At 71.7% G+C, this 18003-nt stretch carries 17 protein-coding genes; 8 read left to right on the top strand and 9 right to left on the bottom strand.

What is annotated here, in order from left to right:
- Window positions 1-2: 2 nt before the first annotated feature.
- The 6 genes from mtlA to ACN27J_RS05185 form a co-directional block, all read right to left on the bottom strand.
- Window positions 3-1175 (bottom strand): mannitol-specific PTS transporter subunit IIC, encoded by a 1173-nt coding sequence (gene mtlA / locus ACN27J_RS05210; protein WP_421364094.1) that lies wholly within the window; start codon window positions 1173-1175, stop codon window positions 3-5.
- Between the two features lie 68 nt (window positions 1176-1243).
- Window positions 1244-2188, bottom strand: coding sequence for a 1-phosphofructokinase (gene pfkB, locus ACN27J_RS05205; protein ID WP_421364092.1), 945 nt, complete (start codon window positions 2186-2188; stop codon window positions 1244-1246).
- Window positions 2185-2946, bottom strand: coding sequence for a DeoR/GlpR family DNA-binding transcription regulator (locus ACN27J_RS05200; protein ID WP_278169287.1), 762 nt, complete (start codon window positions 2944-2946; stop codon window positions 2185-2187). The genes pfkB and ACN27J_RS05200 overlap by 4 nt, the downstream gene beginning before the upstream one ends.
- A gap of 301 nt (window positions 2947-3247) precedes the next feature.
- Window positions 3248-4687: an amidase gene (locus ACN27J_RS05195; protein WP_421364091.1), complete on the bottom strand. Its 1440-nt coding sequence runs from the start codon at window positions 4685-4687 to the stop codon at window positions 3248-3250.
- Between the two features lie 41 nt (window positions 4688-4728).
- Window positions 4729-5442, bottom strand: coding sequence for an alpha/beta fold hydrolase (locus ACN27J_RS05190; RefSeq protein ID WP_421364089.1), 714 nt, complete (start codon window positions 5440-5442; stop codon window positions 4729-4731).
- Between the two features lie 59 nt (window positions 5443-5501).
- A complete protein-coding gene (locus ACN27J_RS05185) occupies window positions 5502-6485 on the bottom strand; it encodes an AraC family transcriptional regulator (RefSeq protein ID WP_421364087.1) in 984 nt (327 codons plus the stop codon).
- Window positions 6486-6678: 193 nt separating this feature from the next.
- Between ACN27J_RS05185 and ACN27J_RS05180 the strand changes: the two genes are divergently transcribed.
- Window positions 6679-7449 (top strand): sugar transferase, encoded by a 771-nt coding sequence (locus ACN27J_RS05180; protein ID WP_421364085.1) that lies wholly within the window; start codon window positions 6679-6681, stop codon window positions 7447-7449.
- Window positions 7446-8354 (top strand): NAD-dependent epimerase/dehydratase family protein, encoded by a 909-nt coding sequence (locus ACN27J_RS05175; protein ID WP_421364083.1) that lies wholly within the window; start codon window positions 7446-7448, stop codon window positions 8352-8354. Before ACN27J_RS05180 ends, ACN27J_RS05175 begins: the two co-directional genes overlap by 4 nt.
- Here ACN27J_RS05175 and ACN27J_RS05170 read toward each other — a convergent pair.
- Window positions 8321-9112 (bottom strand): alpha/beta fold hydrolase, encoded by a 792-nt coding sequence (locus ACN27J_RS05170; RefSeq protein ID WP_421364081.1) that lies wholly within the window; start codon window positions 9110-9112, stop codon window positions 8321-8323. The two genes, ACN27J_RS05175 and ACN27J_RS05170, sit on opposite strands and share 34 nt — an antisense overlap.
- 204 nt (window positions 9113-9316) lie before the next feature.
- Between ACN27J_RS05170 and ACN27J_RS05165 the strand changes: the two genes are divergently transcribed.
- The 3 genes from ACN27J_RS05165 to ACN27J_RS05155 all read left to right on the top strand — a co-directional run bounded on the left by ACN27J_RS05165 (window position 9317) and on the right by ACN27J_RS05155 (window position 13975).
- Complete coding sequence (locus ACN27J_RS05165; protein ID WP_421364079.1) at window positions 9317-11800, top strand: glycogen debranching N-terminal domain-containing protein; 2484 nt, start codon at window positions 9317-9319, stop codon at window positions 11798-11800.
- Window positions 11797-13011 carry a D-arabinono-1,4-lactone oxidase gene (locus tag ACN27J_RS05160; protein ID WP_421364077.1) on the top strand — a complete coding sequence of 405 codons (1215 nt, stop codon included), beginning with the start codon at window positions 11797-11799 and terminating at the stop codon, window positions 13009-13011. The genes ACN27J_RS05165 and ACN27J_RS05160 overlap by 4 nt, the downstream gene beginning before the upstream one ends.
- A 163-nt stretch (window positions 13012-13174) precedes the next feature.
- Entirely contained in the window at window positions 13175-13975 is an 801-nt protein-coding gene (locus ACN27J_RS05155; protein WP_421364075.1) for a hypothetical protein, read from the top strand.
- A gap of 52 nt (window positions 13976-14027) precedes the next feature.
- Here the strand turns inward: ACN27J_RS05155 and ACN27J_RS05150 are convergent, their stop codons facing one another.
- Entirely contained in the window at window positions 14028-14534 is a 507-nt protein-coding gene (locus tag ACN27J_RS05150) for a roadblock/LC7 domain-containing protein (protein ID WP_421364073.1), read from the bottom strand.
- A 61-nt stretch (window positions 14535-14595) separates the two neighbouring features.
- The gene (locus ACN27J_RS05145; protein WP_278169270.1) at window positions 14596-15510 is read right to left on the bottom strand and encodes an ABC transporter ATP-binding protein; all 915 of its coding nucleotides are present in this window, start codon (window positions 15508-15510) and stop codon (window positions 14596-14598) included.
- 315 nt (window positions 15511-15825) lie between these two features.
- Here ACN27J_RS05145 and ACN27J_RS05140 point away from each other — a divergent pair, with 315 nt between their 5' ends.
- The 3 genes from ACN27J_RS05140 (at window position 15826) to ACN27J_RS05130 (ending at window position 17992) form a co-directional block, all read left to right on the top strand.
- Window positions 15826-16986, top strand: a complete 1161-nt coding sequence (locus ACN27J_RS05140; protein ID WP_421364071.1) for an alanine racemase — start codon at window positions 15826-15828, stop codon at window positions 16984-16986.
- A gap of 92 nt (window positions 16987-17078) precedes the next feature.
- A complete protein-coding gene (locus ACN27J_RS05135; RefSeq protein WP_421364070.1) occupies window positions 17079-17702 on the top strand; it encodes a superoxide dismutase in 624 nt (207 codons plus the stop codon).
- On the top strand, window positions 17699-17992 hold the full coding sequence (locus ACN27J_RS05130; RefSeq protein WP_421364068.1) for a superoxide dismutase: 294 nt from the start codon (window positions 17699-17701) through the stop codon (window positions 17990-17992). The genes ACN27J_RS05135 and ACN27J_RS05130 overlap by 4 nt, the downstream gene beginning before the upstream one ends.
- Window positions 17993-18003 lie beyond the last annotated feature (11 nt).

The following is an 18003-nucleotide window of genomic DNA, read 5'->3' as shown; positions in this document are numbered from 1 at the left end:
CGTCATACCTCCGTGGCGGTCGGCCGGTGGGTACCGGCGGTCGGGGTGGCGTGGTACGCGTGCGCACCGGCGGGCGTGTCCATGGTGGCGGCCTGCGGGCCGGTGTTCTCCTCGACCGGTTCCTTGCCCTCGCCGCGGCCGAAGCCGAGCAGCACCGAGGCGACCGCGAAGGAGACCGCCGCTGAGATGATCACGCCGAGCAGGACCGGGAACCAGCCGCCCCGGGGAGTGACCGCCAGGTAGGCGAAGATGCTGCCCGGTGACGGGGTGGCGACCAGACCGGCACCGGTGACCATGAAGGTCCAGACACCGGCCGCGCCGCCGGCGATCATGGCGAGGATCAGCCGCGGCTTCATCAGCACGTACGGGAAGTAGATCTCGTGGATGCCGCCGAGGAAGTGGATGATGATCGCGGCCGGGGTGCTGGCCCGCAGCAGCCGGGGCCCGAACAGCAGGAAGGCGACCAGCAGGCCGAGGCCCGGCCCGGGGTTCGACTCGATCATGAACAGGATGGACTTGCCGTCTTCGGCGGCCTCGGCCACGCCGAGCGGGCCGAACACGCCGTGGTTGATCGCGTTGTTGAGGAACAGCACCTTGGCCGGCTCGACCAGGATCGACACGAACGGCAGCAGGCTGTGGCCGACCATCCAGTCCACCGCGGAGCCGGCGGCGTCGGTGACGGCCTGCACCACCGGGCCGATCACCCAGATGCCGACCAGCGCCATGCCGCCGCCGATGATGCCGGCGGAGAAGTTGTTGATCAGCATCTCGAAGCCGGCCGGGATCCGGTCCTCGACCAGGCCGTCGAAGAGCTTCAGCAGGTACGCGGTCAGCGGGCCGATGATCATCGCACCGAGGAACATCGGTACGTCGGCGCCGACGATGATGCCGACCGTGGCGACCGCGCCGACCACCGCGCCGCGCTGGCCGTGCACCAGCCGGCCGCCGGTGTAGCCGATCAGGATCGGCAGCAGCGTCGAGATCATCGGCCCGACCAGTTCGGCCATGGTCGCGTTGGGGATCCATCCGGTGGGGATGAACAGCGCGGTGATCAGACCCCAGGCGATGAACGCGCCGATGTTGGGCATCACCATGCCGGCGAGGTAGCCGCCGATTCTCTGGATCGTGGCCTTTACCCCGGTGCCCTGCACCTGGGGTGTGTAGTCGGTGGCCATGGTCTGCTGCTCCTTCTATGTGCGGGGGTAGGGAGTAGGCGATCGGTCTGGGGTATCGAGGTGACGGGTCATCCTTGGGTGACGAGTTGTTGCAGGTCATCCGGTCGGGGGTGCAGTCGTACGGTGTGCCGGCGCAGGTCGGCCGGCCCCGGCATCCGGCTGCCCGGCAGGCTGACCGCCGCCGCCCCCCAGGCCAGCCCTTCGGCGAGGGCGTCCGGCCCGCTGGCACCGGCGGCGAGGAAACCGGCGAGCAGCGCGTCACCGGCGCCGACCGTGCTGCGCGGCTGGTCGACCGGCGAGTCGCCGGTGCGCACCCCGTCGGCGTCGACCAGCACGGCGCCCTGCGCCCCGAGGCTGGCCAGCACCGTGCCGGCACCCCAGGCACGGACCTGTCGGGCGGCGTCGACCACGTCGCCGAGGCCGTCCAGCGGCCGCCCGACGGCCTCGGCCAGCTCCTCCCGGTTGGGTTTGACCAGATCGGCTCCGGCCTCGGCGGCGGCCCGCAGCGGTGGGCCGCTGGTGTCGACGGCGAGCCGGAGCCCGGCGTCGAGCAACTGCCGGCACAGCGCGGTGAACCCGTCCACCGGCAGCCCCGGTGGCAGACTGCCGCAGACCACCACCCAGTCGGCCCGGTGCGCGGTGTCCAGCAGCCGGGCGGTGATCGCGTCGAACTCGTCCCGGCTCAGGGTCGGCCCGGGCTCGTTGACCTTGGTGACGGTGCCGTCCGGCTCGGCGAGGGTGATGTTGGACCGGGTCCGCCCGGCGATCGGCACGGCGACCACCTCGACCCCCTCGGCGGCCAGCAGCCGGACGAGTTGACCGCCCTCGTCGCCGCCGCAGGGCAGCACGGCGACCGACGGTACGCCGTTGGCGAGCAGCGCCCGGGACACGTTGACGCCTTTGCCGCCGGGGTCCAGGCGGGCACCGGTAGCCCGGATGACCTCGCCGCGGACCAGGTCGTCGATCTCGACGGCGCGGTCCAGACTGGGGTTGAGGGTGAGCGTGAGGATCATGCCCGTACCACCCGTGGCCCGGCCGCTTCTACCTCGGCGACGAGGTCCGCGTTGAGGCCGTTGTCGGTGATCAGTGTGTCGATGTCGGCGAGCCGGCCGAACCGGGCCAGGTAGTCGTTGCCGATCTTGGTGTGGTCGGCCAGCACGACCGACCGGCGGGCGGCGCCGATCATCGCCCGCTTGACCGCCGCCTCGGCCGGGTCCGGTGTGGTCAGGCCACGCTCGACGGAACAGCCGTTGGTGCCGATGAAGGCCACGTCGACGTACACGTCGGCGAGCGGACGAAGCGCCCAGTCGTCGACGGTGGCCATCGTGCGACCGCGTACCCGGCCGCCCAGCAGCAGGACGTTGAGGTTGCTGCGGGCACCGAGGACGGTGGCCAGCGCTGGCGAGTTGATCACGACGGTGAGTTCCCGGTCGGCCGGCAGGATCGCGGCCAGCCGGGCGGTGGTGGTGCCGGCGTCCAGGATGATCGCGCCCTCGTGGGGCAGCTCGGCCAGCGCGGCCTTGGCGATCCGTTCCTTCTCGGTGGTCAGCACCGCGTCCCGGGTGGCGAGCGCGGGCTCGAAGCCGATCCGTTCGACCGGGATCGCACCGCCGTGCACCCGACGCAGCACGCCGGCCCGCTCGAGGGTGGTGAGATCGCGTCGGATCGTCTCGGCGGTCACGTTGAGTGACTCGGCGAGCGCGGTCACGTCGACCCGCCCGTCGGCCCGGGCCAGCCGGACGATCTCCTGCTGCCGTTCCTCGGCGTACATGTGGTTTCACCGCCGTTTCGTTTTGCTTCAGGTTTGTTTACGCCCGACCTTGTGGGATGTCAAGAGGGGCGTCGAACGAATTTGGATCTTGGCCGCTCGGCTGACCTGCGGAACTGGCGGTGCCGCTCCTTGGCCGGTAGGTCGGCGGCAACCGGGAATCCGCTCATCCACCGGCCGTCCGCCGGTCGCCCACCCGGAGATGGCTGTCTGCCTGGCTGCGCCGGCCGTAGCGAATGGGGTAGGTCTGACCGGCGACGCCGGTCGGCCAGGGGTCAGGCCGGGACGCCGGCGGGCCAGGGGGTCAGGCCGGGTCGCCGTGACCCGTGCCCGCCGGGCCGGGGCCGGGCCTGACCAGGTCGGGTCGGGTCGCCTCCAACGCCGCCGCCACGGCGAGGACGGTGCGGTCGTCGCCCGGCCGCGCGCCGAGCTGCACCCCGATCGGCATCCCGGCGTCGTCGCGCCCCCAGGGCAGACTGATCGCCGGCCCGCCGGTCACGTTGAACATTCCCACGAAGGGCGAGATCGCGAAGATCTCCCGAAACAGCTCGCCGGCCGGCCGGTCGGTGTGCAGCTGCCCGAGCGGTGGTGCCGCCCGCGCGGTGGTCGGGCTGAGCAGCAGGTCGACGCCGTCGAGGACGGCAGCCAGCTCACCGGCGAGCCGGCGCAGTGCCATTGTCGCCCGGACCTGGGTACGGGCATCGGCCCGCCGGCCCTGCTCGACGAGGTCGAGCACCGCCGGTTCCAGGGTGTCCGGCCCGGCGTACCGTCCGGTGGCGGCGCAGATGTCGTCGACCGCGGTGGCCAGATGGCCGGCGATGACCGCACCGAGCACCGGCCCGAGCCGGCCGGCCGGCTCCACCGGCCCGACCGGGACCACCCGGTGACCGGCGGCGGCCAGCTCGGCTGCGACGGACTCGGCGGCAGCCCGGTACGCCGGATGTACCGGGGTGCCGTCGGGTGCCTCGGTGAGCAGCCCGACCCGCAGGACCCGGCCGGGGTCCGTCGAACCGGTCCACTGGACACCGTCCACCGGGTACGGCTCGCCAGCGGCCAACCCGCTGCTGACGGCCAGCAACAACGCGGAGTCCGCGACGGTGCGGGTGATGGCGTGCTCGTGGCTGAGCCCCGACCAGTCGTCCACCCGGTACGGCCCGGCCGGGTTGCGGCCTCGGGTCGGTTTGAAGCCGATGACGCCGCACCAGGCCGACGGGATCCGGATGGATCCGCCGCTGTCGCTGGCGTGCGCCGCCGGCACCATCCCCGCGGCCACCGCCACGGCCGCGCCGCCGCTGGAGCCACCGGCGGACCGGTCCGGCCGCCACGGGTTGCGGGTCGGCCCGTGCAGCACCGGCTCGGTGGTGATGTTCAGCCCGAACTCCGGCGAGTTGGTCCGTCCGATGATCAGTGCTCCGGCCTGTTCCAGGCGGCGCAGCAACGTGCTCGTACCGGCCGGCGCCAGGCCGACGGCCAGCCGGCTACCCCGGGTCAGCGGAAAGCCGGCGACCTCGGCGTGCAGGTCCTTGACCAGGTACGGCAGCCCGGCCAGCGGTCCGACCGGTCGGCCACCGGCGGCGGCCAGGCGACGCAGCGCCGGCCCGGAGTCGACCGCCACCACCGCGTTGAGCCCGGCGTCACGCTCCTCGATGCGGCGTACCGCCGCCTCGACGACCTCCCGGGCGTGCACCCGGCCGGACCGTACGGCGGCGGTCAGCTCGATGATCGACCCGTCCAGTAGCTCCAATGCCCCGCCTCCCGTTCGAGCCCCACCCGGTCGACGGGTGGTCAGTCCGCCGCCGCCTCGACCAGCTTCGCCGCCAGCGACTGCGGATCGGTGAACAGGACCTCGTGTGAACCCGGCATCTCGACCAGCCGGAACTCGCCGAGCCGCTGCGACTGGCCGGGATGCCAACGGAACTCGTCTGGCGGGAACGCGACGTCGTCGACCGCGTACAGGTACGAACGGGGGACCGGCAGGTCGGCGAACCCGGGCAGCGCGACCGGCTCCGCGGCCCGGGCCAGTGGCTCCGGGGTCAGCCGCGCGTAGGCGGCGCGGGCGGTCTGCTCGTCGGCGTCGCTGATGAACGAGCGGAACGCCTCGTACGGCAGCATCAGGGTGCCTTCCGGGGTGGCCAGGCTGGTGAAGGCGGCGGCGGCCGACGGCGGCACATGCTGGAAGATGGTGTCGCCGTCGGCGAGGACGTATGCGTTGTGGAACACCAGCCGGCGGAGCCGGTCCGGTACGGCGACCGCGACGGCCTGCACGACCGCACCGCCGAGGCTGTGCCCGACGAGCACCACGTCGCGCAGGTCGGCCCGCCGGATCAGCTCGGCGACGGCACCGGCGGTGCGGGCGAAGGACACCGTCGGGTCGGCGGCGGCACCGTTGCCCGGCAGGGTGGGCGTGTGGACCTCGTGTCCAGCGGCGGTGAGCACCTGCCGGACGCCGTCCCAGCAGCTGCCGTCGTGCCAGGATCCGTGAACGAGAACGAAACGCATGTCGGGTGCCTCCGTCGCGGTCGGTGGGCCCGACGGTAGGCCGGCCGGCGCACGGCGGGTTATCGGCGTCGCGCCGGATCGCTGTCGGGATCCTGCCCGCTGTGGCCGGCTGGTCGGCTGGCGCGTTGCTCGTTGCGCCACCGCGCGGGCGGGGCGCCGTACCGGATGCGGAACAGCGCTCCAAGATGCGACGCCGACGCGAAGCCGTACCGGTGGGCGAGCTGCGCGACCGGGACGTCGGACCCGGCGAGCGCGATGGCGCAGACGTCCAGCCGACGCTGCTGGATCCAGCGGTGCGGGGTGGTGCCGTCGGCGGCGAACGCCCGGTGCAGCTGCCGCGGGGACACCGCCAGCCGGCGGGCCAGCCACGGCACCGACAACGCCGGTTCGGCCAGTGAGTGCTCGATCAGCCGTTCCGCCGCGGTGCGCAGCGCGGCCACCGGGTCGGCGTCGACGGCGACGCCGGCACCGTGCAGCGTTGTGGTGAGGACGGTGTCGACCATGGCGGCGACCGCTGGCCGCTGCCCGGCCCTGGCGGCTGCGGCCGCGTGCATCAGGTGCGGCAACTGCCGGCACAACGCCCGGCCCACCGGGTCCAACGCCGCGGAGCGCACCGGTCCGTCGAGGCCGGGGAAGCGGGCCGTGACGAGTGCGCAGGGCAGCGCCACGAACAGCACGTGGGCCGGTGCCGGGTAGTCGACGTCGAACGTCTCCGAGCCGGGGACGACGACCAGCCGGTCCGGGCCGATCGGGTCGGTGCCGCCCCGGTGCGTGATGGTGCCGGTGGCCCGCTGGCCGAGCAGCAGGAACACCCCGTCCGCGGCGTCGGGTCCGGTGGTGTCGTGCGGTCGGCGGGAGGAGTGCAGCGCGGCGACCGCGGCGGAGATGAGCCGCAAGGGTCCCAGAGGCACCTCGGTGATGCGGGCGCGGAACCGGCTCGGATCGCGGATCGTGACGGTCTGCTGCACCAGGGTGTGTCGCAGCGCGGAGTTGAACTCGCGCAGCCCGGCCGGCCCGTCGAAACCCTGGCGTCGCAGCGGCACGCGTCCCTCCCTCTGCCGGCCCGGTCGGTGCTGCTGACCTGCGGATCAGCGTACCGGTCCGGGTCCCGTGGTCACCCGAGCCGACGGCAGCGGCTCAACCATTGTTCCGATTTACGGTGAACGACACGCTTAGTCGTATTCATTCTGTTACAAAGCTTTTGTCAGTTGAGTAGCTACTTCTGGAGGCCCGTCCATGACCTCGCCAGCGGCCTGCCTCGCAGCCGAACCGACGATGCCGACCAGTCGTCCCCGCCGCTACGACCGGGTCAAGCGGGTGTTCGACGTCGTGGGCGCGGCGACCGCCCTGGTCGTCGGCGCGCCGCTGTTGGCGGGGGTCGCCCTACTCATCCTCGCTACGCTGGGCCGGCCGGTGTTCTTCCGGCAGGTGCGACCCGGCCGGGACGGCGAACTCTTCGAGATGGTCAAGTTCCGCACCATGCTCAAGGTGGATCCGGCCCGCGGCCTGGTCACCGACGCCGACCGGCTCACGCCGGTCGGCCGCTGGCTGCGCGCCAGCAGCCTCGACGAACTGCCCGAGTTGTGGAACGTACTGCGCGGTGAGATGAGCCTGGTCGGCCCGCGTCCCCATCTGGTGAAGTACCTGGAGATCTACACGCCCTGGCAGGCCCGACGGCATGAGGTGCGACCCGGTATCACCGGCCTGGCCCAGGTCCGCGGCCGCAACGAGCTGGCCTGGGAGGACAAGTTCGCCTACGACATCGAGTACGTGGACAATCGCAGTCTCCGGCTCGACCTGCGGATCCTGGTCGAGACCGTCCGGGTGGTGCTGCGCCGGGAAGGGATCGCCGCGCCGGGGGCGGTCACCTGGCACGAGTTCACCGGGACCCCGACGCCGCCGGACCCCGTCCCGGCGGCCGGCCCGGTCCCGGCCGCCGTGCCCGACGGTTCGGCAGCAACCTCCCGTCGACCCCGCGCTGACCTGGCCGGCCGGTGCCGCAGTTGAGCCGGACCAGGATCCTGCTCTTCGGCTCCACCGGACTGCTGGGCCGGCAGATCCACGCTGCGCTCACGGCGGACGCGGTGGTGACCGCACCGACCCGGGCCGACTGCGATCTCGCCACGACGGGCGTGGCCGAACTCGCCCGGCTGCTCGCGGCCGTCCGGCCGGACGTCGTGGTCAACTGTGCCGGCCGCACCGTTGGTGACAACGCCGAGCTGATCCGGATCCACCTACTGGCTGTGGCCGCGCTCGCCGAGGCGATGGCCGACGTCGTGCCCGGCACCCGGCTGGTGCGGATCGGCTCCGCCGCCGAGTACGGCGTCGTGCCCAGTGGCCGCCCGGTGGGCGAGGACGATCCGGCCAGGCCGGTGAGCCCGTACGGGTTCAGCCACCTGGCCGCCACCCAGTTCGGCGAACTGGTCAGCACCGACGGACGGGTCGAGGTCGTCACGTTGCGGGTGTTCAATCCGGTCGGGCCGGGCCTGCCGGCGGACAGCGCTCTGGGGCGGGCGGCCGCTCTGCTGCGCCGCGGCGGGCGGTCGCCGCTGGCGGTGCGGCTGCTGGACACCGTGCGCGACTTCGTCGACCTGCGCGACATCGCCGCCGCGGTCCGCGCCGCCGCGCTCGCCACCCGCCTGCCGCACCGGCTGTTCAACGTGGGCAGCGGGCGGCCGGTCGGGGTCCGGGACGCGGTCACCTGTCTGGCCCGGGCCGCTGGTCACAGCGGCGAACTCGGTACGGGGGAGTTTTCCCCGACGGTGAACCGGTCCGCCGCCGTCCCCTGGATGTGCGCGGACATCAGCCGTGCCCGGCAGGTGCTCGGCTGGTCACCCAGCTACGACCTGACGGACTCGGTGAAGGCCCTGCTTGCGGATCACCACGACGGTGGCCCCCACAGCCGCAGATAGCGGCTGACCATCGCGTTGGTCTGCCGCGGCACCTCGAACTGGAAGAAGTGGCCCGAGCCCACCACCTGGCCGATCACGGCCTCGGGCACGAGCTCCCGGAGCCGTCCGTAGTCGGCGAATGGTGCCGGGCCACCGATGTAGAGCAGCCGGCGTCCCCACGCGGTCAGCGCGGCGTCGCCACCGGCCTCGACGAAGTCGGCGAGACCGTCGAGGGTGGCGGCGGCGACGGTGTCACTCGGCCGCAGCATCTGGTCGATCGTCCAGTCGACCAGCCGGGGGTCCGACTCGGGAATGAAGAACGACCGGATGATGTCGATCCGGGCCTGGCGCGGGTCCGCGCCGCGGATGGACTCCGCCAGCGCGGCCACCTGCTCCGAGGTGCCGGGCGGCACGGCCACCGACGCGTCCAGCAGCAGCAGCGCCGCGACCCGGTCGGTCGCCTGCGCGGCCGCGGCCAACGACCAGACCCCGCCCATGCTGTGCCCGATCAGCACGACGTCGTCCATCTCGAGTTCGACCATCAGGTTCCGCAGGTCGGCACCGAGTTCGGGAACGCTGAAGCCGCGGTCTCCGGCGGGGCTTGCACCGTGTCCCCGCATGTCCACCGAGATGATCCGCCGCCGCCAGCTGGCCAGATGGGCGGCGAGTGGCTTCATGAACCGGTGGTTGCAGCACCATCCGTGTACGAGCAGAACGTCCTGTCGGCCGCGGCCGGTCTGCCAGTAGCGCATCCCGGCGGCCGTGCGGTCGTGACTCACGTTGGCCTCCTTCGCTTCGGCACATGCCGTGCCCCCGATACGGCCTGTAATCATTGTGCCTCATCTGGTTACTTTCGGCATCCGTGGTCTACCGTCCGTCTCCTGTCGGTCACGGATCACCCGCCCTGGGTGATCCCCTGCGGGTGGTGGACGGGTCATGCTGGCGCCAGGTGGACCGACGGAGGACGACTGAGGGGAGCGGCGATGACCGACGTGATCGGTCAGTTCTTCGACGGTCTCCAGGCGCGCGGCGACGGTCGACTGCCGCCGCCGGTCAGCGGCACGATCCGGTTCAACCTCACCGCCCCGGACGGCGGTATCCGCAGCTGGTCGGTGACGTATGGGGACGGCCATGCCGTGCTCGAGCACGACCCGGAGCAGGTCGACTGCACCATCGACACCTCGGAGGAGACCTTCCAGGCACTGATCGAGGGCCGGGAGAACAGCATCTCGTTGCTGCTGCGCAACGGCGTGTCGGTCCGGGGCGATCTGCCGCTGTTCCTGACCTTCCGCCGACTGCTGCCGCTGCACGCGGACAGCGCCGGGGCGATGTCGAGGGCCCGGCCGGTCGCCGAGCCGGTCGGCGCCCGGCCGGCCACCGCGAAGCCGGTCAGCATCCTCTACGGGAACCTGTTCATGGTCAGCGATCGCCGGGGCGACATCGAACCGGTGCCGTCCGCACCGTTCGGGTTGTTCTTCTACGACACCCGTTTCCTGTCCCACTGGCGGCTGACCGTCGACGGGCAACGGATGAACACCCTGTCCATCGACGACCTGCAGTACTTCGAGTCGCGGTTCTTCCAGGTGCCGGGCGAGCCGACGCACTACGTGGACGCCACCATCTCGGTGTTCCGGCACCGCTGGATCGGCGACGCGTTCACCGAGCAGATCGCCGTGTTCAACCACCGGGAGGAGCCCGTCCGGCTGAGCCTGCGCATCGACGCGGGGGCCGACTTCGCCGAGGTGCTGGAGGTCAAGGACGGTTACCACACCGAGCGCGAAATCGAGGTCACGGCCGAGCCCGACGCGCTGCGGTTCCGCTACGAGCGGGGCACCTATTTCCGTGAGACGATCCTGTCCAGCAGTGTGCCGGCCCGCATCGATCCCGGCGGCTTGACCTTCGAGTTGGCCCTCGACGCCCACGACACCTGGTGCACCGATCTGACGGTGAAGACCTTCGTCCGTGGGGCCGGGAACCGCGATCTGCGCGAGAGCCTGCGCAGCTACGCCGAGCGGCCCAAGCCCGAAGTGCACCGGGAACTCGACGAGTGGATGGCCCGAGCACCGAAACTGACCTGCGACCATGAACCGCTGCGGGAGGCGTACCGGCAGAGCGTCGTCGATCTGGCGGCGCTGCGCTACAAGGGCGTCAACTTCCGTGACATGCTGCCAGCGGCGGGAATGCCCTGGTTCATGACGTTCTTCGGCCGGGACAGCCTGATCAGCTGCCTGCAGGCGCTACCGTTCCTGCCCGCCACCACGGTGCCCGCGTTGGCGATCATGGCGTTGGCGCAGGGCACCCGCGAGGATCCGTTTCGGGCCGAACAGCCTGGCAAGATCCCCCAGGAGAGCCGGTACGCTGAGGCAGCGCTGTTCAACGAGGTCTCACACGCCGCGGACTTCTCCGCCGCCGACACCACACCGTTGTTCATCGTGCTGCTGGACGAGTACGAACGGTGGACCGGCGACACCGCGCTGGTGCGCGAGATGGAGTTCGAGGCCCGCGCGGCGCTGGACTGGATCGACCGGCACGCGGATCTGGTCGGCACCGGCTACGTCTGGTACGGGCCGCGGCCGACCCGTACCGGGGTGCTGAACCAGAGCTGGAAGTGCTCGCCGGGCGCGGTCAGCTTTCAAGACGGGCGGGAGGCGACCTTCCCCCAGGCGACCTGCGAGATCCAGGGCTACGTGTACGACGCGCGGTTGCGTGGCGCCCGGCTGGCCCGGACCTGCTGGGGTGACCACGCCTTCGCGGACCGGCTCGAACAGCAGGCGGCCGAGCTGCGGGACCGGTTCAACCGGGACTTCTGGATCGCCGACCGCGGCTACTACGCCCATGCGCTGCAGGCCGACGGCAGCCGGGTCGACGCGCTCACCTCCAACATCGGTCATCTGCTGTGGAGCGGCATCGCCGAACCCACCAAGGCACGGTCGGTCGTGCGGCATCTGATGAGTCCGCAACTGTTCGGCGGCTGGGGGATCCGCACCCTCGCCACCGAGGCGCGGCGGTTCAACCCGGTCGGCTACCACACCGGCTCGGTCTGGCCGTTCGACAACTCGCTGATCGCCTGGGGACTGTGGCGGTACGGCTACCGGGAGGAGGCAGCCCGGGTGGCCGGGGCGGTGCTGGAGGCGTCGCAGTACTTCGGGGCCCGGCTGCCCGAGTGCTTCGCCGGCTACGACCGGTCGTTGACCAAGTACCCCGTCCCGTACTCCGCCGCGGGCAGCCCGCACGCCACCTCGGCCGGCGCGACGCTGCTGTTCCTGCGGGTGCTGCTCGGTCTCGACCCGTACGACGGCGACCTGATCATCGACCCGGCCGTTCCGGAGGGGATGGGGCACATCGAGCTGCACGACATCCCGGGACGCTGGGGCCTGATCGACGCCTTGGGCCGGGGCCGGCGTGACCTGGCCCGGCCGCGTCGCCGCACCCGCCGTCCCGGTGATCCGCTGCGGGCAGCGCTGTGACCTCGCCGCCCGGCACCGCTACCACGACCTGGCGCAACTGGTCCGGTGGGTTGACCTTCGAGCCGGCCACGGTGGCCCGGCCGGAGTCGGTCGCCGCGCTGTGCCGCGTTCTGCGCGACGCCGCCGAGCAGGCGGTGACGGTACGGCCGGTTGGCGCCGGGCATTCGTCTGCGCCGCTCGTGCAGACCGGGGACGTCCTGCTCAGCCTGGACCGGCTGCCCGCCGGGGTACTCGAACCGCCGCACAACCGGCAGATCTGGGTCGGTGCCGGCACCCGGCTGCACGACCTGGGCCGCCAGTTGCGCCACCACGGACTCGCGATGCCGAACCTCGGCGACGTCGACACCCAGGCGTTCGCCGGTGCCGTCTCGACCGGCACCCACGGCAGCGGCCTGGGCCTGCCGAACCTGTCCGCCCAGGTGACCGGGGTCCGACTGGTCACCGCCGCCGGACAACCGGTGCAGATCGACGCCGACAGCGACCCCGACCTGTTGCCGGCCGCCCAGGTGTCGCTCGGCGTGCTGGGTGTGTTCACCGCGCTGCGGACCCGGCTGGTCCCCGCGTTCCAGGCCCGGCGGCGGGAGTGGGGCCTGCCGGTGGAGGCGTGCCTGACCACGTTCGACGAGCTGCTGAAGGTCAACCGCAACGTCGACTTCTACTGGTATCCGCGGCGTGACGACGCGCACCTGCGGACGGTGAACCCGGTTACCGACGATCCCGGCCCGGACAGGCTGCCCGGCAGCGGCTGCACCGAGGAACGGACCGGCTCCAGCGACGCCGCGCTGATCAAACGGCGGTCCCTGCGTTTCCACGAGATCGAGTACTTCGTTCCGGCCGCGGCCGGTCCGGCCTGCTTCCGCGAGGTCCGGCACCGGATCCGGACCCGGCACCGGAAGCACGCCGCCTGGCGGGTGCTCTACCGGTACGTGGCTGCCGATCAGGCGTTCCTCAGCCCGGCGTACGGTCGGGACAGCATCACCATCTCGGTGCACCAGAACGCGACGCTGCCGTACCGCGAGTTCTTCGCCGATGTGGAACCGATCTTCCTGGCCCATGATGGTCGGCCGCACTGGGCCAAGATCCACCGGCTGGAAGGCCGGGATCTGCTTGCCCGCTACCCGCAGGCGGACCGGTTCCTCGCCGTCCGTGAGCGACTCGATCCCGACGGGCGGTTCCTCACCGACTACCTGCGTCGGCTGCTGGGCCTGTGACCAAGCTGCTGATGGGCTGGTGACCGGGCTTGCGGGTCCGGCCCATCCGGCGGGCCTAAGATTGCCCCGTCCCGCAACCGGGTAGCAGGGGCACCGTCCGCCGCATCGACGGGCCACGAAACCCCGCCGCGCCACGGGCGGGCAGGAACTGGAGTGGGGAGCCGTGCGACCGACCGCAGCCAGCAACGAACCGTCCACCGACCTGCCGGGCGGCACACCACCCGGCACGCCACCCGGGACGTCGCGCCGGGCGTTGATCGCCGTCGCCGTCGTCGCCGCCCTGCTGGTGGCGGCGACGATCGTGGCGGTGGTGGTGAACGCAGTGGGCTCACGCCCGGCCACCGACGGCGACGTGGCGTGGACGGTGCAGACACCGCGCGAGGGGTGGACCGAGGCGCGGCTGGAGATCCCCGACGGTGCACCAGAGATTCAGGTGGTAGCCGCCGACCTCGGTGATCAGCTGCTGCGGGCGGAGACTCCGGTCGGCGGCGCGGCCGCGCCGGAGGTGACCACCTCCGACGGCGTGGTCCGGGTCGGACTGACCGATACCGGGTACGACGGTGCCGGCGAGCTGCGAGTCACCGTCCACAGCGATCTGCTCTGGTCGGTCCGGGTGTTGGGCGGGGCGACCAGCACCCGGGTCGATCTGACCGGTGCCCGGGTCTCCCAGGTGGACGTCGCAGGCGGCGCCAGCGCGTTGGACCTGGCGCTGCCCGAGCCGTCCGGCACGGTCGTCGTCCGGATGTCCGGCGGCGTCAGCACCTGGCGGATCGAGTTGCCGGAGCGGACGCCGGTGCGGATCCGGCTGGGCTCCGGCGCGGGCAGCGTCGACCTGGACGGCGAGCGGCGCGACGGGGTCGCTGGCGGCGAGTCGGTGATCTCGACGGACTGGGACGAGGCCACCGACCGCTACGACATCGACGCCGTCGCCGGGGTCGCCGACCTCACGGTGACCCGACGGTAACCAGGGTTCCCCGCCGGCCGGGGCGCCGCCTTGGTGAACGGCGCTGGCCGGCTCAGCGGCGCGTCGGAAGGTCCTGTCGTTCAGCGGCATGCGCGCCGAGCGTCGGTGCGCCGCCGTGCAGGAGCGCCTGAGCGGTGCGGACGGCAGTCTCCGGGGCCTCCTCCGGCGCGGGGAACGCCGGCAGGTGCCGGTCGGCCCGGCCGGCGAACAGCGCCACCTCGTAGGCCACCGAGTCCATGTCGGAGCCGGCGTCGAAGACGGCTGCGATGATGGCACCACCGGGTGTCGCGGCGATGAACAGGAACGCCGTACCCATCTGGACGACGATCTGCCGGACCCGGCCGGTGTCGGCGTGCTGACCGACCGCGACGGCGAGGGCGCGCAGACCCGCCACCAGGCCGGACAGCTGTTCGCCCAGCTCGTGGTCGACCCCTTTGGACCAGGCCAGAAGGATGCCGTCGGGGGAGAGCGCCACCGCCTGTTGCGCCTGCGGCACCCGGTCCACCAGGTCGTCCAGCAGCCGGGAGACGTCACCAGTGGTGACCACGGGGTATGCCATGGAGGGTCTCTCTTTCGGTCGGTGCGCGTTCCCGGCCAAACAGTACCCTCGACCCGACCCGTCAGTGCGTAACGGCACGAATCACCGGAATAGATTTCTGATCCATGGTGGAGGCGCGGGCCGCGCCTGCGGCGAGTGGGACGACGAGCGGGGTGCCGCTGGCCGGGTCCTCGATGACCATCACCCGCAGCCCGAACACCTCCCGGACCAGCTCTGGAGTCAGGATCTCGCCCGGTGCGCCGCTGGCCAGCACCTGTCCGTCCTTCATCGCGACCAGGTGTCGGGCGTAGCGCGCGGCGAGATTGAGATCGTGCAGCACCATCACCACGGTGCGGCCGCCCTCCCGGTGCAGCCGGTCCACCAGTTCGAGTACGTCGATCTGGTGCGCCAGGTCGAGATATGTGGTCGGCTCGTCGAGCAGCAGGATGTCGGTGCCCTGGGCGAGCGCCATGGAGATCCAGGCCCGTTGCCGCTGGCCGCCGGAGAGCGTGTCCACCGGATGTTCGGCCAGGTCGGTGAGGCCGGTCCAGGCCAGCGCCTGGGCGACGACCTCCTCATCGGTCCGGGACCACTGGCGCAGCCAGGTCTGGTGCGGCTGGCGGCCACGTGCGACCAGGTCGGCCACGGTGAGCCCGTCCGGCGCGGTCGGAGCCTGCGGCAGGATGCCGAGTCGGCGGGCGACCTCCCGGGTCGGCAACCGCTGGATCCGCTCGCCGTCGAGGAGTACCTCCCCGGCGGTAGGCCGCAGCAGCCGGCCAAGGGCGCGGAGCAGGGTCGATTTTCCGCAGCCGTTCGGCCCGACGATCGCGGTGACCGATCCGTCGACGATGTCCAGGTCCAGGTGCGGGACGACCACCTGGTGGCCGTACCCGAGCCGCAGGGCCCGGGTCCGTAGCCGGGGTGCATTTCCGGTAGGTCGGGTTTCGCGCGGTTCGGGTCCGGGCACAGTCACCGGCAGTTCTGCGAGGTCGGTCATGGGCTGCTCCTCGGCGTCGGTCGGCGAGTCCCGCGTTCCATGAAGGGTAGCCTTACCGAAGCTCCGGTTCCACATCGAGGCCGGGTGGTGCATCTCCACCGGCTAGGTACTTCTCGGTAATGGCGGTGGCGCGGTCGCCGACGTCACACCGCAGACGGTGATCACTACCGTGCCCGCTGGGCCGTCAGCCTGGGCGGTGGCCGGTACGCGCGGGTGAGCGCGACACCACGTTGCGGGGTCGTCGCATGACCGTCGCGGTACGGCAGGATGGGCGACGGAGACGCCCGTACCGCGACGACGACTGCCGGAGACGCCGTGACCACCGACACCCGCCCGCAGACCGCCACGCCGGACCTGTTCGCCGTACCGGCCGGCCTGGAGACTCCCAATCTGCTGCTCGACCTCGACGTCCTGGAGCGCAACCTCGATGAGATGGCCGCGCTGTGCCAACTGCATCAGGTGGGGTTGCGGCCGCACGCCAAGACCCACCGGGTGCCCCGGCTTGCGTCGATGCAGCTGGATCGTGGGGCGGACGGCATCTGTGTGGCGAAGCTCGGTGAGGCCGAGGCGTTCGCCTCGGCCGGGGTGACCCGGATGACAGTGGCCTATCCGCTGGTCGGCCGGGACAAGGCCGAACGCGCCGTACGGTTGGCGCAGCGCTGTGAGCTGACCGTCGGCGCGGACAGCGTCGCCGGTGCCCAGACGCTGGGGGAGGCGTTTGCCGCTGCCGGACGGCTGTTGGACGTACTGCTGATTGTCGATAGTGGTCTGGGCCGGTGTGGGGTGGCGCCGGCGGATGCGGCGCGGGTCGCCTGGGACATCGCCGAGCTGCCTGGCGTCCGGTTGACCGGGGTGATGACGTACGAGGGATCGGTGTACGCGGCGACTGACCGTGCGGATCTGACCCGGCGGTCACAGGAGGCGGCCGGTGTCATGGTGGATACCGCGGCCGCGATCCGGTCGGCCGGGCTGACCCTGTCGACGGTGTCGCTCGGTGCTTCCGCTTCCGCCCGGACCGTGGTGGCCGAGCCCGGGGTGACCGAGATCCGGCCCGGCATCTACGCCTTCAACGACCTGGGGCAGATCGCGCTCGGTAATGCCACCGTGGCGACCTGCGCGGTGCGGGTCCTCGCCACCGTGGTCAGTCATCCGGAGCCGCACCGTGCCTGCATCGACGCGGGGTCGAAGACGTTCGGCCAGGACGGCCTGCCGGCGTCGGCGCATCTCGATGCCTACGGCGGCCACGGGCTGCTGGTGGGGTTGCCCGGGTGGCGGATCGACCGGCTTTCCGAGGAGCACGGTTGGCTGCGGTGGGCCGGTCCGGGGCAGCCGAGTCCGCTCACGGTCGGGCAGCGGGTGCAGGTGGTTCCGAACCACGTCTGCATGGTGTTCGCCGGCCTTGGTGAGGTGACGGCGGTACGCGGCGGCGAGGTGGAGGCGGTCTGGCCGACGATCGGGCCGGGCGCCTCGAGGTGACCAGAGGTAGAAGCAATCGACATGTAGTTGCAAATCCCTTGCAATAACGCATACTGGTCCGGACCGCTGAGCCCGCGACCGGAGGGTGGACGATGGCTGTCTACACCTTGCCCGACATGCCGTACGACTACGGTGCCCTCGAACCCGCCATGTCGGGGGAGATCCTCGAGCTGCACCACGGCAAGCACCACGCCGCGTACGTCAAAGGCAGCAACGACGCTCTCGACCAGCTCGCCGAGGCGCGCGACAAGGGTGACTTCTCGACGTTGGTCGGCTTGGAGAAGACCTTCGCGTTCAACCTCTCCGGCCACGTACTGCACTCGATCTTCTGGAAGAACCTGTCGCCCGACGGCGGTGACCGTCCGGACGGCGAGTTGTCCGCCGCGATCGACGAGCACTTCGGCTCGTTCGAGGCGTTCGCCGGGCAGCTCTCCACGGCCACCAAGGGGGTGCAGGGCTCGGGCTGGGGCGTGCTCGCCTGGGAACCGATGAGCCGTCGGCTGATCGTCGAGCAGGTCTACGACCACCATGGCAACGTCGGCCAGGCCACTACTCCGGTCCTGGTCTTCGACGCCTGGGAACACGCCTACTACCTGCAGTACCGCAATGTCCGTCCGGACTACGTCGACCGCCTGTGGGATCTGGTCGACTGGAGCGACGTCGCGGCCCGATTCGCCGCCGCCAGCACGGCAGGCAGCCCGATCGATTTGCCATGAGCGGCGGCGACAGCCGGGCCTTCGCCGAGTCGGCGTTCGTGGCCGCGCAGCGCGCCGCCGGGTTCATCGCCGCCCGCCAGCGCGGCGATCACGACGGCGCGGCGGCGCTACTGGCGGAGTTCCCCGACGAGGCGACCCGGACCGGCGGCTTCTGCCTGCTGGCCGAGTTGGCGTTGGCGCTGGTCCGGGTGCAGACCGGGCAGAGCATGGACGACCTGGTGCAGGAACTGTCCCTGCACCTGGCAGCCACGGTGGCCGACCCACCGTCCGAGCCACCAGCGGCGGCCTGACCAGCCACCAG

Origin of the sequence: Solwaraspora sp. WMMB762 (genome assembly GCF_049179115.1) — a bacterium.
Taxonomy (GTDB): Bacteria; Actinomycetota; Actinomycetes; order Mycobacteriales; family Micromonosporaceae; genus Micromonospora_E.
Note: the sequence above shows the minus strand (reverse complement) of the source record. Positions and strands in the feature narration are given on the sequence as shown.

Coding starts and splice junctions, on each gene's coding strand:
- mtlA (WP_421364094.1), bottom strand. CDS start 1,175: ATGGCCACCGACTACACACCCCAGGTGCAGGGCACCGGGGTAAAGGCC.
- pfkB (WP_421364092.1), bottom strand. CDS start 2,188: ATGATCCTCACGCTCACCCTCAACCCCAGTCTGGACCGCGCCGTCGAG.
- ACN27J_RS05200 (WP_278169287.1), bottom strand. CDS start 2,946: ATGTACGCCGAGGAACGGCAGCAGGAGATCGTCCGGCTGGCCCGGGCC.
- ACN27J_RS05190 (WP_421364089.1), bottom strand. CDS start 5,442: ATGCGTTTCGTTCTCGTTCACGGATCCTGGCACGACGGCAGCTGCTGG.
- ACN27J_RS05180 (WP_421364085.1), top strand. CDS start 6,679: ATGACCTCGCCAGCGGCCTGCCTCGCAGCCGAACCGACGATGCCGACC.
- ACN27J_RS05165 (WP_421364079.1), top strand. CDS start 9,317: ATGACCGACGTGATCGGTCAGTTCTTCGACGGTCTCCAGGCGCGCGGC.
- ACN27J_RS05150 (WP_421364073.1), bottom strand. CDS start 14,534: ATGGCATACCCCGTGGTCACCACTGGTGACGTCTCCCGGCTGCTGGAC.
- ACN27J_RS05145 (WP_278169270.1), bottom strand. CDS start 15,510: ATGACCGACCTCGCAGAACTGCCGGTGACTGTGCCCGGACCCGAACCG.
- ACN27J_RS05135 (WP_421364070.1), top strand. CDS start 17,079: ATGGCTGTCTACACCTTGCCCGACATGCCGTACGACTACGGTGCCCTC.
- ACN27J_RS05130 (WP_421364068.1), top strand. CDS start 17,699: ATGAGCGGCGGCGACAGCCGGGCCTTCGCCGAGTCGGCGTTCGTGGCC.